Below are 13,588 nucleotides of genomic sequence, written 5' to 3'. Positions count from 1 at the left end.
AGTGATCAGGCGGGGCTTTTTAGTTGCCGTTGGAATCAGGCGAGGGGTTTAGGCTCGTGCTCTTCTTCCAGGGCTTTGGGGTTGTGCTCTACCACTTCTTCAACGGAACGCAGGTTCTCGTCGATGGTTGGGGCAGTGTGCTCAACTTCTGCTTCGATGGCCGGTGCTTGCGCAACCGCTTCGACTACGGCCGGGGCCGCTGCCGCTGCTTCTTCGGCTTCTTTCTGCAGACGCTCGGCTTCACGCTTGCGACGACGCACTTCACGCGGGTCGTTAGGCGCACGGCCGTTTTCGGTGAGGGCGCTGGCAGGGGCTTCAACCACTGGGGCGGCCACTTCGGCAACCACTGGGGTTTCCACGACCACCGGAGCAGGCTCGGCAATCACAACCGGTTCTGCAACCACCGCAGGTTCGGCGATAACCACTTCAGCAGCCGGTGCTGGAGCTTCTTCTACCGGTGCCGGGGCAGGGGCTTCGGTGACGACGGCTGGCTCGGCAGTCCACTGGAAGGCGGTCTGTTCTTCGCGAACTTCACGCACTTGCGGGGTTGCTTCAGCGGCTGGCGCTTCAACAACTGCTTCAACCACAGGCTGTGGCTCAACCACGATTGCGGGTGCAGCCACGACTTCGGCTTCAGGCTGGGCTTCACGAACCGGTGCAACTTCCACTTCTACAGCCGCTGGTGCTTCAACCACGGTGGTGGCTTCGACAACCGGTGCTTCAACTGCGGCAGTTTCCTGCACGGCAGCGGTGGCGCGTTCGGCCTGCTGGTTGGCTTCGGCTTCGGCAGGTGCGCTGATGACCGAGCTGGCAACCGCAGCGGTAACGGCCAGGCCAGCAGCCAGTTCGGTGCTGGTGGGTTCGTTGTTGGCGTTGTCTTCGCTGGCTTCGCCGGTCTCTTCCGAGCCTTCGATCACATTGCCGTTGGCGTCACGTTGACGCTCACGACGGTTGCTGCGGCGACGCTGGCCACGGGAGCGGCGGCGTGGACGATCGCCTTCGGCGTTGTCCTGGCCATCTTCCTGTGGCTGTTCGTCATTGTTCAGCAGTTCTTCTTCGCTGGCTGCGGCAGCCTGCTCGGCACGTGGTTGACGCTCTTCACGCGGCGGGCGTGGGGCGCGCTCTTCACGGGGCTGGCGGGCCGGACGTTCTTCAGTCGCGACATCAGTTGCTACGGCGGCAACAGCTGGGGCAGCGTCCAAAGGTTCACGCAGTTCACGTACACGTTCTTCACGCTCGCCACGTGGCTTGCGATCTTCACGTGGGGCGCGAGGGGCACGCGGCGCGCGTTCTTCACGTGGCGCACGCTCTTCGCGCGGAGCACGTTCTTCACGGGCTACGGCTGGGGTTTCTTCACGGGCTTCGCGCGGCTGGCGCTCTTCACGGGGTGCGCGCTCTTCACGCGGTGCACGTTCTTCGCGAGGCTTGCGCTCTTCGTCGCGGCGACCGTTGCGGTTACGGCTCTGCTGGCGACCGTTGCGACGCTCTTCGTTGCGTGCAGGGCGTTCAGCGGCTGGCTTCTCGACCACGGCAGGAGCTACCGGCTCTTCCTTGGTGGCGAACAGGCTGACCAGCGACTTCACCAGGCCCTTGAACAGGCTTGGCTCCGGCAGGACGGCAGGCGCGGCCACCGGGGCAGCGGCTTCAGTCGGCACCGGTGCGTTGGCACGGGCCGGCGCGGTCTTGACGGCGGCTTCCTGGCGAACCAGGGTGCGGGTCGCGGCGGCTGGCTGGACTTCTTCGACTTCGGCAGCGGCGGCGGCGATTTCGTAGCTGGACTGGCCGCTGTGGGCTTCCGGGCTGTCGTCACGCAGGCGCTGGACTTCGAAGTGCGGCGTCTCGAGGTGATCGTTCGGCAGGATGACGATACGGGCACGGGTGCGCAGTTCGATCTTGGTGATCGAGTTGCGTTTTTCGTTGAGCAGGAAGGCTGCAACCGGGATCGGCACCTGCGCGCGGACTTCGGCGGTGCGGTCTTTCAGGGCTTCTTCTTCGATCAGGCGCAGGATAGCCAGGGACAGCGATTCAACGTCACGGATGATGCCGGTGCCGTTGCAACGCGGGCAGACGATGCCGCTGCTTTCGCCCAGGGATGGACGCAGGCGCTGACGGGACATTTCCAGCAGGCCGAAGCGCGAGATGCGGCCAACTTGTACGCGGGCACGGTCGGCTTCCAGGCATTCGCGGACTTTTTCTTCCACGGCGCGCTGGTTCTTGGCTGGGGTCATGTCGATGAAGTCGATCACGATCAGGCCGCCGATATCACGCAGGCGCAGTTGGCGAGCGATTTCTTCGGCTGCTTCCAGGTTGGTCTGCAGGGCGGTTTCTTCGATGTCGCTGCCTTTGGTGGCGCGCGCCGAGTTGATGTCGATGGACACCAGGGCTTCGGTCGGATCGATCACGATGGAGCCGCCGGAAGGCAGTTCGACCACGCGCTGGAAGGCGGTTTCGATCTGGCTTTCGATCTGGAAACGGTTGAACAGCGGAACGCTGTCTTCGTACAGCTTGATCTTGCTGGCGTACTGCGGCATCACCTGGCGGATGAAGGTCAGGGCTTCGTCCTGGGCTTCAACGCTGTCGATCAGTACTTCGCCGATGTCCTGGCGCAGGTAGTCGCGGATGGCGCGGATGATCACGTTGCTTTCCTGATAGATCAGGAATGGCGCGGAGCGGTCCAGGGACGCTTCTTTAATAGCGGTCCACAGTTGCAGCAGGTAATCGAGGTCCCACTGCATTTCTTCGCTGCTGCGGCCAAGGCCGGCAGTGCGCACGATCAGGCCCATGTCGGCCGGGGCGATCAGGCCGTTCAGCGCTTCACGCAGTTCGTTGCGCTCTTCGCCTTCGATGCGACGGGAGATGCCGCCAGCACGCGGGTTGTTCGGCATCAGGACCAGGTAACGGCCAGCCAGGCTGATGAAGGTGGTCAGGGCTGCGCCCTTGTTGCCACGTTCTTCTTTTTCGACCTGGACGATGACTTCCTGGCCTTCGCTCAGGACGTCCTTGATGTTCACGCGGCCTTCAGGGGCTTTCTTGAAGTACTCGCGGGAGATTTCTTTGAGGGGCAGGAAGCCATGGCGCTCAGAGCCAAAATCGACAAAGGCAGCCTCAAGGCTTGGCTCGATACGAGTAATCCGGCCTTTATAGATGTTGGCCTTCTTCTGCTCGCGTGCACCGGACTCGATGTCCAGGTCGTAGAGGCGTTGGCCATCTACCAGTGCAACACGCAACTCTTCGGGTTGAGTTGCGTTAATCAGCATTCTTTTCATGTTGTACCGTCGGTTTCCGGGCTGCCGGAAACGGCGTTCGGCACACACGACTTCTCACGGTCGGTGTCAGGTGCGTCAAGAGTGGTTGGCCACTCCAGTGTCCAGCAATACTGGCCAATTGGGCTGGTATCGCGACTTACGCGTCCTGCTTGCTGTGGTGACTTAATAAGCACTCAGTCAGGAGGAGGAATCAACCGGCGACTGTGGACGAGATGAAGCGTCTAAATATAAGCCTAGTGCTACACAGTCCGACGGTTGTGCATCTCCACCCTACACGTATCCCTGATAATTCGGGTGCTGCCGCGCGCAGAATCCGCAGCGGGTTGGCATTTACCGTGTTCTCCAATGGGGAGTTCACGCTCATGGCTAATAACAGGCGTTGTTTCCGAAGCATTCGCCGTGGTCTGGTACAAGACTGACTGCACTTTGTGAACTGGCCGTAAATATCGGCGCAAGAGGCGAGTAATCACTCTGCTTCCTGCACTCGCTTCAGGCCTCATGTCACCTGCGCTTGTTACAATCTTGAGCCTTCCAGTATGGCAAGAGCCCCGTAGGACGGCCTCGCGTCCTGATGAATTGCGATGGTCAGGGGCGGCAGTTTGCCGCGAGTCCTCTGTCCAGGCCGCTTTTGGCGGCGTTCGCGACTATAGCAGCAATGATTAAGTGCTTCAATTCCATAAAAAATTGTTATCATTCCCGACATGACGACTACCACCCCCCCGACCCCCAGCGTCCAGCTGCTTGAGGTCTCGCCGGAATATGCCGGCCAACGCATCGACAATTTTCTTCTGGCCAGGCTCAAGGGCGTGCCCAAGACCTTGATTTATCGCATTTTGCGCAAAGGCGAAGTGCGGGTGAACAAGGGCCGGATCAAGCCTGAGTACAAGCTGCAGGCGGGCGATATCGTCCGCGTGCCGCCTGTTCGCGTGCCTGAGCGCGACGAGCCCGTGCCGCTGGCCCAGGGCCTGTTGCAGCGCCTTGAGGCGTCGATTGTCTTCGAGGACAACAAGCTGATCGTGATCAACAAGCCGTGCGGCATTGCGGTGCACGGCGGCAGCGGCCTGAATTTCGGGGTGATCGAAGCCTTTCGTCAGTTGCGTCCGGATGCCAAGGAGCTGGAGCTGGTCCATCGCCTGGATCGCGACACCTCCGGCCTGTTGATGATCGCCAAGAAGCGCAGCATGTTGCGCCACCTGCATACCGCCCTGCGCGGCGATGGCGTGGACAAGCGTTATATGGCGCTGGTCCGCGGCAATTGGGCGTCCTCGATCAAGAGCGTGCGGGCGCCGTTGCAGAAGAGCAACCTGCGCTCCGGCGAGCGCATGGTCGAGGTGGACGAGGAGGGCAAGGAGGCGCTGACCCTGTTCAAGGTGCTGCGGCGCTTCGGTGATTTCGCGACCATGGTCGAGGCCAAGCCGGTGACCGGGCGCACCCACCAGATCCGCGTGCATACCTTGCATGCGGGCCACTGCATTGCTGGCGATACCAAGTACGGCGACGAAGGGTTCTCCAAGGAGATTCGTGACCTTGGCGGCAAACGCCTGTTCCTGCATGCCTACATGCTGACGGTGCCGTTGCCCGATGGTGGCGAATTGAAGTTGCAGGCGCCTGTGGACGAGATGTGGGCCAAGACCGTGGAGCGCCTGAGTGTCGCGCCCTGACTACAAGCTGCTGATCTTTGACTGGGATGGCACCCTGTGCGATTCCATTGGTCGGATTGTCGAGTCCATGCACATGGCCTCGACCCGTTCCGGCTTTGAGCTGTGCAGTGACCTGGCGGTCAAGGGCATCATCGGCCTGGGCTTGCCCGAAGCCATTCGCACCTTGTATCCGCAGATCGCTGACAGTGAGCTGGTGGCGTTTCGCGAGCATTACGCCGATCACTACATTGCCCTGGAAGCCGAGCCGTCACCCTTGTTTGAAGGGGTAGTGCAGTCCCTGGCCGCATTGCGTGAGCAGGGCTATCACCTGGCGGTGGCTACCGGCAAGGCCCGGCGCGGCCTGGATCGGGTGCTCAAGGCCAATGGCTGGGAAGATTATTTTGATATCACCCGCGCCGCCGATGAAACCGCAAGCAAGCCTCACCCATTGATGTTGGAGCAGATCATGGCCCATTGCGGCGTGTCTGCCCGTGAGTCGTTGATGGTGGGCGATGCTTCGTTCGACCTGCTGATGGCGCGCAATGCCGGCATGGACAGCGTTGCTGTCAGCTATGGCGCACAGTCCCCCGAAGCCTTGCAGGCTTACGAGCCGCGACTGACGATTGACCGGTTTTCGCAATTGCACGCCTGGCTCAACCAGGCCCGTTAAGTTTTTGCTGGGGTAGATGGCATGACCGATGAGTGGAAAGCACCGACCAAGGCCGGTGCCGACAATGGCGATGATAAAAGCTGGAAACTGCTGGAAAAAACCCTGCTGGCGGGCGTCCAGGAGCAGCGTCGCGCCCGGCGCTGGGGGATCTTCTTCAAGCTCCTGACCTTTACCTACCTGATTGGCATGCTGGTGTTGTTCAGCCCTTTGGTGGATATGGAAAAAAGCGCCGCCCGCAGTGGTAGCTACACCGCGCTGATCGAGGTGCGTGGGGTGATTGCCGACAAGGAGTCCGCCAGTGCCGACAATATCGTCAGCAGCCTGCGCACGGCCTTCGAGGATCCCAAGGTCAAGGGTGTGGTGCTACGCATCAACAGTCCGGGTGGCAGTCCGGTGCAGTCGGGCTATGTCTATGACGAGATCCGTCGCCTACGCGCGCTGCATCCAGAGACCAAACTGTACGCGGTCATCTCTGACCTGGGTGCCTCGGGTGCCTATTACATTGCCAGCGCCGCCGACCAGATCTACGCCGACAAGGCCAGCCTGGTGGGCTCCATTGGCGTGACGGCGGCCGGCTACGGGTTTGTCGGGGCCATGGAGAAGCTGGGGGTTGAGCGGCGTACCTACACCTCGGGCGAGCACAAGTCTTTCCTTGATCCGTTCCAGCCGCAAAAGGCTGATGAAACCCAGTTCTGGCAGAGCGTGCTCGATACCACTCATCGCCAGTTCATTGCCAGCGTCAAGCAGGGGCGCGGTGAGCGGCTCAAGGATAAAGAGCATCCGGAGTTGTTCTCCGGCCTGATCTGGTCCGGTGAGCAGGCGTTGCCGCTGGGCTTGATCGATGGCCTGGGCAGTGCCAGTTCGGTGGCGCGGGATGTGATTGGCGAGAAGGAACTGGTGGATTTTACCGTCCAGGAGTCGCCGTTCGATCGCTTCTCCAAGCGACTGGGTGCCAGTGTGGCGGAGAAATTGGCGCTGTATATGGGCTTCCAGGGGCCGACCTTACGCTGAGCTCGCGATTGGCGTAGCCCAAAATGTGGGAGCGGGCTTGCCCGCGATGGCAGTGGATCAGTCGGTACATATTTGGCTGATCCGCCGTAATCGCGGGCAAGCCCGCTCCCACATTGGGTTTTGTGGTGCTTTCAGGGGATCTGCACGCCTTCGGCCAGCAGCATGTCCACCAGGCGAATCAGCGGCAGGCCGACAAGGCTTGTCGCATCCGGCCCTTCGGTGCTTTGAAACAGGCTCACCCCTAAACCTTCGGCCTTGAAGCTGCCAGCGCAGTCGTAGGGTTGCTCGATCCGCAGGTAGCGTTCGATCTGTGCCGGGTCCAACTGGCGCATCGTGACGGTGAAGGGGATGCAGTCCACCTGGCAATGCCCGGTGTCGCTATTGAGCAGCGCCAGGCCGGTCAGGAAGCTGACCTGCCGGCCGCTGGCCGCCAGTAATTGCTCGCGGGCCTTTTCAAAGGTGTGGGGCTTGCCGATGATCTGGCCATCCAGCGCTGCGACCTGGTCCGAACCGATGATCAGATGCCCAGGGTGGCTGCCGGCGAGGGCTCGGGCTTTCTGCTCGGCCAGGCGCTTGACCAGATCGGCTGCTGGCTCGTTGGCGTGATGGCTTTCGTCGATATCCGGCGAGCTGCAGATGAACGGCAGATGCAGGCGGTTCAGCAGTTCCCGGCGATAAACCGAGCTGGAAGCGAGTAATAAAGGCAACATGTGGCTCTCCTCAAGGCAGTCGCGGATTCTAGCGAGCGGACAGTCTGGCGCACAGGGCTGAATTTCCTTTGACATGGGCGGGTGCATCCCTATAATGCTGCGCCTATGTTGAATGACCCGATTCCACCTCACGTTGACCCGCGCAAATTGGCTGATCGTGGCACCACCCTCCAAGGTGAAGTGTTGCTGGCCGATTTGGAGAGACTCTGCGACCCGCTTTCCGACAATGTCGGTACGGTGCAGGCTAAATTCGTTTTTGAGCGAGATGAACGTAAATCTGTGGTAATCCACAGCTTTATCGACACCGAGGTCAAAATGGTTTGCCAGCGTTGTCTTGAGCTGGTCACCCTGCCGATCCACAGCGAATGCAGTTATGCTGTGGTGAAAGAGGGTGCGAATACCCAGTCGTTGCCGAAAGGTTATGACGTGCTGGAACTGGGCGAAGATCCTTTGGATCTGCATGCACTGATCGAGGAGGAGCTTCTGCTCGCCTTGCCCATTGTGCCTGCTCATCATCCGGAAGAATGCCAGCAGCCGGCGGGGCTCGATGACGAGTCCGAACCGAGCGAGGACGAGGTAACGCGGTCCAACCCGTTCAGTGTATTGGCGCAGTTAAAGCGTGACCCAAACGTTTAGGAGTTAATCAATTATGGCTGTTCAGCAGAACAAAAAATCCCGCTCTGCCCGTGACATGCGTCGTTCGCACGATGCCCTGACGGCAAGCACTCTGTCTGTAGAAAAAACCACCGGTGAAATTCACCTGCGTCACCACGTATCGCCAGAAGGCGTATACCGTGGCCGTAAAGTGATCGACAAGGGCGCTGACGAGTAATCACTTGTCTGCTCAAGTCATCGCGATTGACGCAATGGGCGGGGACTTCGGTCCCCGCAGCATTGTCCAGGCATGCATTGCCAGCCTGTCTGCTACGCCCTCGCTGCACCTGACCCTCGTCGGTCAACCCTCCCTACTTGAAGAACTGATTGCCAGCCATGCGGCTGTGGATCGCGCGCGCCTGACGATAACGCCGGCCAGCGAAACCATCGGCATGGATGAAAAGCCGGCCCAGGCCCTGCGTGGCAAGCCTGACTCCTCCATGCGCGTGGCCCTTGAGCTGCTGCGCGATGGCAAGGTCCAGGCTTGTGTCAGTGCCGGCAATACCGGGGCCTTGATGGCCTTGTCCCGCCATGTGCTGAAAACCCTGCCGGGCATTGATCGACCGGCGATGGTTGCGGCGATCCCGACGCAGCGTGGCTATTGCCAGTTGCTGGACCTGGGGGCGAATGTCGATTGCAGCGCCGAGCACCTGCTGCACTTTGCCCTGATGGGCTCGGTCGCGGCCGAAGCGTTGGGCGTGGTGCGGCCAAGGGTGGCCTTGCTGAACATCGGCACCGAGGACATCAAGGGTAACCAGCAGGTCAAGTTGGCCGCCAGCCTGTTGCAACAGGCGCGGGGCTTGAACTACATCGGGTTCGTCGAAGGCGATGGGTTATATCGTGGCGAGGCCGATGTGGTGGTTTGTGACGGGTTTGTCGGAAATATCCTGCTTAAGTCCAGCGAAGGCCTGGCTACGATGATTGCTGCGCGGATCGAGGCGTTGTTCAAGCGCAATCTGGCTTCGCGGCTGGTGGGTGCCCTGGCGTTGCCGTTGATGCGGCGCTTGCAGGCGGACCTGGCCCCGGCGCGGCATAACGGCGCAAGCTTCCTCGGTCTGCAGGGTATTGTGGTAAAAAGCCACGGTTCGGCGGGAGTCCAGGGTTTTCAGAGTGCCATTGCGCGTGCGCTGATCGAGATCCAGGAGAACCTTCCGCAGCGCTTGCATGGCCGTCTTGAGGATCTGTTGCCTTAGGCGAATCGGGCCGGGAATGCTTAAATGTGACCGGCCAGTTCAATTGACCATCCAATCTGTCAGTTTCTTGCGCTCCCAGCTGTGGGGCGTCAATTCACCGACGACCAGATCATTAGGGGCTTGTTACATGTCTACATCCCTCGCATTCGTCTTTCCAGGGCAGGGTTCGCAGTCCCTCGGCATGTTGGCCGAGCTGGGCGCGCAATACCCGCTAGTCCTGGAGACATTCAAGGAAGCGTCTGCTGCCTTGGGCTACGACCTTTGGGCATTGACCCAGGACGGGCCGGAAGAACTGCTCAATCAAACCGATAAAACCCAGCCGGCCATCCTGACGGCTTCCGTCGCGCTGTGGCGCGTTTGGCTGGCCGAAGGCGGCGCACGTCCGGCTTTTGTTGCCGGTCATAGCCTGGGCGAATACAGCGCCCTGGTCGCGGCAGGCAGCCTGACCCTCGCTGAGGCGGTCAAACTGGTAGAGCGCCGTGGCCAACTGATGCAAGAAGCGGTTCCAGCCGGGCAGGGCGGCATGGCCGCGATCCTGGGCCTGGACGACGCCGTGGTGATCGAAGCCTGTGCCGAAGCGGCCCAGGGCGAAGTGGTCAGCGCGGTGAATTTCAATTCCCCAGGCCAGGTGGTGATCGCCGGTGCCAAGGCTGCGGTTGAGCGTGCCATCGAAGGCTGCAAGGCCCGCGGCGCCAAGCGTGCGTTGCCACTTCCGGTCAGCGTGCCGTCCCATTGCGAGTTGATGCGCCCGGCGGCCGAGCGTTTTGCCGAGTCCATCGCAGCCATCAACTGGCAGGCACCGCAGATCCCGTTGGTGCAAAACGTCAGCGCCGACGTGGCGCCGGACCTGGAAACCCTCAAGCGCGACCTGCTGGAGCAACTGTACAAGCCGGTACGCTGGGTTGAATCAGTCCAGACCCTGGCCGCCAAGGGCGCTACCCAACTAGTTGAGTGTGGTCCGGGTAAAGTCCTGGCCGGCCTCAACAAGCGCTGCGCCGAGGGCGTGTCGACGTCCAACCTCAATACCCCGGATGGCTTCGCCGCCGCCCGCGCCGCATTGGCCTGAACTAAGGAGAAGCCTGCATGAGTCTGCAAGGTAAAGTTGCACTGGTTACCGGCGCAAGCCGTGGCATTGGCCAGGCGATTGCCCTGGAACTGGGCCGTCAGGGCGCGGTAGTGATCGGAACTGCCACGTCCGCCTCGGGCGCCGAGCGTATCGCCGCAACCCTCAAGGAAAACGGCGTGCAGGGTACCGGCCTGGAGCTCAACGTGACCAGTGATGAGTCCGTGGCTGCTGTTTTGGCCCAGATCACTGCACAGTTCGGAACACCGGCCATTCTGGTGAACAACGCCGGAATTACCCGCGACAACCTGATGATGCGCATGAAAGACGACGAGTGGTACGACGTGGTCGATACCAACTTGAACAGTCTGTTTCGCCTGTCCAAGGGTGTTTTGCGCGGTATGACCAAGGCGCGCTGGGGCCGAATTATCAATATTGGCTCCGTAGTGGGTGCCATGGGCAACGCAGGCCAAGTAAACTACGCCTCTGCCAAGGCCGGCCTGGAAGGTTTCAGCCGTGCCCTGGCGCGTGAAGTCGGCTCGCGGTCGATTACGGTCAACTCGGTGGCTCCAGGGTTTATCGATACCGATATGACCCGCGAATTGCCTGAAGCGCAACGTGATGCGTTGCTGACGCAAATTCCGCTGGGCCGTCTGGGCCAGGCCCAAGAGATCGCCAATGTGGTCTCTTTCCTGGCATCTGACGGTGCGGCATACGTGACTGGGGCTACAATCCCGGTGAACGGCGGGATGTACATGAGTTAAATTGTGACGGATCGCTTCAAAAAAATGTCATACGAGCTGTCTAAAATCCGTTATAAAGCTGCAATCTATTTATAGACAGGTGGTCGGTAGGGTACGAGGGTGAAGCTTTCAGTTGAAAAGCTGAAAAGCCTTTCTATACACTTACCCACTGGCCAGCTGCCTGAATTTGTCCATTAGGAGTGAAAACAAGGTATGAGCACCATCGAAGAGCGCGTCAAGAAAATCGTTGCCGAGCAACTGGGCGTTAAAGAAGACGAAGTGAAAAACACTTCTTCCTTCGTTGAAGACCTGGGTGCCGACTCCCTTGACACCGTTGAGCTGGTGATGGCTCTGGAAGAGGAATTCGAGACCGAAATCCCGGACGAAGAAGCTGAAAAAATCACTACTGTTCAAGCTGCTATCGACTACGTTACTAGCCACCAGGCGTAATAGTTTGTAATCGTCGCTTGCTGTCATGGAAAAACCGCACTGCTATAACGGCGTGCGGTTTTTTCTTTAGCTCTGATGAAAAATGAGCTTTGAAACAAAGTGTCGTCATTAGAAAAAGGAGAGTGCTGTGTCGCGTAGACGCGTCGTAGTCACCGGTATGGGTATGTTGTCGCCACTGGGTACGGATGTGCCGAGCAGTTGGCAGGGCATTCTGGCTGGCCACAGTGGTATCGGTCTGATTGAGCATACGGACCTTTCTGCCTATTCCACCCGTTTTGGCGGCTCGGTAAAGGGCTTCAATGTCGAGGAATATCTCTCGATCAAGGAATCCCGCAAACTCGACCTGTTCATTCAATACGGCCTGGCAGCCGGTTTTCAGGCAGTGCGTAATGCTGGCCTGGAAGTCACCGATGCCAACCGTGAACGCATCGGCGTGGCCATGGGTTCGGGTATTGGCGGTCTGACCAATATCGAAGAAACCAGCCGCACGCTGCACGACTCCGGCCCTCGTCGAATCTCACCGTTCTTCGTCCCGGGCTCGATCATCAATATGATTTCCGGCTTCCTGTCCATCCATCTGGGTGCCCAGGGGCCTAACTACGCCATTTCCACAGCGTGCACCACGGGCACTCACTGCATCGGCATGGCGGCGCGCAATATCGCCTATGACGAGGCTGACGTGATGATCGCAGGTGGTGCCGAAATGGCCGCCTGCGGCCTGGGCATGGGCGGCTTCGGCGCGTCCCGTGCGCTGTCGACGCGCAATGACGAGCCGACCCGTGCCAGCCGTCCGTGGGACAAGGGCCGTGATGGCTTTGTACTGTCCGACGGTGCCGGTGCCCTGGTCCTCGAAGAGTTGGAGCACGCCAAGGCCCGTGGCGCGACGATCTACGCCGAGCTGATCGGTTTTGGCATGAGTGGCGATGCGTACCACATGACCTCGCCACCCGCCGATGGCGCGGGCGCTGCGCGTTGCATCAGCAATGCCCTGCGCGATGCGAAGATCAACGTCGACCAGGTACAGTACATCAACGCCCACGGCACCTCGACGCCAACTGGCGACCTGGCGGAAGCCCAGGCCATCAGGTCGGTGTTCGGCGAGCACGCCTACAAGCTGGCGGTCAGCTCCACCAAGTCCATGACCGGTCACCTGCTGGGTGCGGCTGGCGCGGTTGAAGCGATTTTCAGTGTGCTGGCGATCAAGGACCAGGTCGCGCCGCCGACCATCAACCTTGATGAGCCGGATGAAGGCTGCGACCTGAACTTCGTGCCTCACGAGCCGCAGAAAATGCCGATCGACGTGGTGCTGTCCAACTCGTTCGGTTTTGGTGGTACCAACGGTTCCCTGGTGTTCCGCCGGTTCGCCGAGTGATGCACTGCTGGGTCGACGGTCAGCCAGCGGACGCAGTGTCGCTGAAAGATCGCGGCCTGGCCTACGGCGATGGTTTGTTTGAAACCATCGCGGTCAAGGCCGGGCAGCCCGTGCTGCTGGATCGTCACCTGCAACGCCTCGACGAGGGCTGCAGGCGCCTGGCGCTTGCGGTGACCCCGGATCTGATCCGCAGCGAGGTGCTGGCTTACGCGGCAGCCCTCGGTGACGGCGTTCTCAAGTTGATCCTCACCCGTGGCGATAGCCTGCGCGGTTATGGCATCAATGCAGGCGCCCCAGCGCGGCGTATCCTGCAAGGCAGCCCGCCTGCCGCCTATCCCCAGGCTCATGGTTCATCCGGCATACGCCTGTTTCCCTGTGCCACCCGTTTGTCCGAGCAACCCTTGCTCGCAGGTCTCAAGCACCTCAATCGTCTCGAACAGGTCCTGGCCCGCGCCGAGTGGCAAGATGCCGATCACGCGGAAGGATTGATGCTGGATATGTCCGGGCGCGTCATCGAAGGTGTGTTCAGCAACCTGTTCCTGGTGCATGCCGGCCAACTGCTGACGGCCGACCTGAGCCGCTGTGGCGTGGCCGGCGTCATGCGTGCCGAGTTGCTGGCCAGTGCCGAGGCGCTGGGCATTGTCACCACGGTTGCCGATATCAGCCTTGCGCAACTGCAACAGGCTGATGAAGTGTTCGTCTGCAACAGCGTGTATGGCATTTGGCCGGTGCTTGGATGTGGGCCAATGAGCTGGTCGGCCGGGCCACTCACCCGTAAACTGCAGGGCATTGTTCGCGCGCTATTGGGTGTTTGAT

The 13,588-nt window shown here is 60.5% G+C and carries 13 protein-coding genes; 11 read left to right on the top strand and 2 right to left on the bottom strand.

What is annotated here, in order from left to right:
• Window positions 1-35 precede the first annotated feature (35 nt).
• On the bottom strand, window positions 36-3,266 hold the full coding sequence (gene rne, locus HBO05_RS13815; protein ID WP_169955206.1) for a ribonuclease E: 3,231 nt from the start codon (window positions 3,264-3,266) through the stop codon (window positions 36-38).
• A 701-nt stretch (window positions 3,267-3,967) separates the two neighbouring features.
• On the opposite strand from rne, the gene rluC reads away from it, so the two are divergent.
• From rluC to HBO05_RS13800, 3 genes are read left to right on the top strand one after another with little or no spacing between them, the layout of a single operon-like run.
• A complete protein-coding gene (rluC, locus tag HBO05_RS13810) occupies window positions 3,968-4,927 on the top strand; it encodes a 23S rRNA pseudouridine(955/2504/2580) synthase RluC (protein WP_005790558.1) in 960 nt (319 codons plus the stop codon).
• Complete coding sequence (locus HBO05_RS13805) at window positions 4,914-5,576, top strand: HAD-IIIA family hydrolase (RefSeq protein WP_172312903.1); 663 nt, start codon at window positions 4,914-4,916, stop codon at window positions 5,574-5,576. The genes rluC and HBO05_RS13805 overlap by 14 nt, the downstream gene beginning before the upstream one ends.
• A gap of 21 nt (window positions 5,577-5,597) precedes the next feature.
• On the top strand, window positions 5,598-6,587 hold the full coding sequence (locus HBO05_RS13800) for a S49 family peptidase (RefSeq protein WP_169955208.1): 990 nt from the start codon (window positions 5,598-5,600) through the stop codon (window positions 6,585-6,587).
• Between the two features lie 131 nt (window positions 6,588-6,718).
• Here HBO05_RS13800 and HBO05_RS13795 read toward each other — a convergent pair whose 3' ends face one another.
• Window positions 6,719-7,297, bottom strand: coding sequence for a nucleoside triphosphate pyrophosphatase (locus tag HBO05_RS13795; protein WP_170043758.1), 579 nt, complete (start codon window positions 7,295-7,297; stop codon window positions 6,719-6,721).
• Window positions 7,298-7,402: 105 nt separating this feature from the next.
• Between HBO05_RS13795 and HBO05_RS13790 the strand changes: the two genes are divergently transcribed.
• The 8 genes from HBO05_RS13790 (at window position 7,403) to pabC (ending at window position 13,587) form a co-directional block, all read left to right on the top strand.
• A complete protein-coding gene (locus tag HBO05_RS13790) occupies window positions 7,403-7,933 on the top strand; it encodes a YceD family protein (RefSeq protein WP_029299696.1) in 531 nt (176 codons plus the stop codon).
• A gap of 13 nt (window positions 7,934-7,946) precedes the next feature.
• Entirely contained in the window at window positions 7,947-8,129 is a 183-nt protein-coding gene (rpmF, locus tag HBO05_RS13785) for a 50S ribosomal protein L32 (protein WP_008152339.1), read from the top strand.
• Between the two features lie 4 nt (window positions 8,130-8,133).
• Window positions 8,134-9,144, top strand: a complete 1,011-nt coding sequence (gene plsX / locus HBO05_RS13780; RefSeq protein ID WP_169955210.1) for a phosphate acyltransferase PlsX — start codon at window positions 8,134-8,136, stop codon at window positions 9,142-9,144.
• Window positions 9,145-9,271: 127 nt separating this feature from the next.
• Window positions 9,272-10,210, top strand: a complete 939-nt coding sequence (fabD, locus tag HBO05_RS13775) for an ACP S-malonyltransferase (RefSeq protein ID WP_170043757.1) — start codon at window positions 9,272-9,274, stop codon at window positions 10,208-10,210.
• 17 nt (window positions 10,211-10,227) lie between these two features.
• Window positions 10,228-10,971: a 3-oxoacyl-ACP reductase FabG gene (fabG, locus tag HBO05_RS13770; protein WP_169955212.1), complete on the top strand. Its 744-nt coding sequence runs from the start codon at window positions 10,228-10,230 to the stop codon at window positions 10,969-10,971.
• Between the two features lie 192 nt (window positions 10,972-11,163).
• Window positions 11,164-11,400 carry an acyl carrier protein gene (gene acpP, locus HBO05_RS13765; RefSeq protein ID WP_076964148.1) on the top strand — a complete coding sequence of 79 codons (237 nt, stop codon included), beginning with the start codon at window positions 11,164-11,166 and terminating at the stop codon, window positions 11,398-11,400.
• Window positions 11,401-11,527: 127 nt separating this feature from the next.
• Entirely contained in the window at window positions 11,528-12,772 is a 1,245-nt protein-coding gene (fabF, locus tag HBO05_RS13760) for a beta-ketoacyl-ACP synthase II (RefSeq protein WP_169955213.1), read from the top strand.
• Window positions 12,772-13,587: an aminodeoxychorismate lyase gene (gene pabC, locus HBO05_RS13755; RefSeq protein WP_170043797.1), complete on the top strand. Its 816-nt coding sequence runs from the start codon at window positions 12,772-12,774 to the stop codon at window positions 13,585-13,587. Before fabF ends, pabC begins: the two co-directional genes overlap by 1 nt.
• Window position 13,588: the final 1 nt, after the last annotated feature.

Source organism: Pseudomonas sp. WS 5079 (assembly GCF_012985465.1).
Lineage (GTDB): Bacteria > Pseudomonadota > Gammaproteobacteria > Pseudomonadales > Pseudomonadaceae > Aquipseudomonas.
Note: the sequence above shows the minus strand (reverse complement) of the source record. Positions and strands in the feature narration are given on the sequence as shown.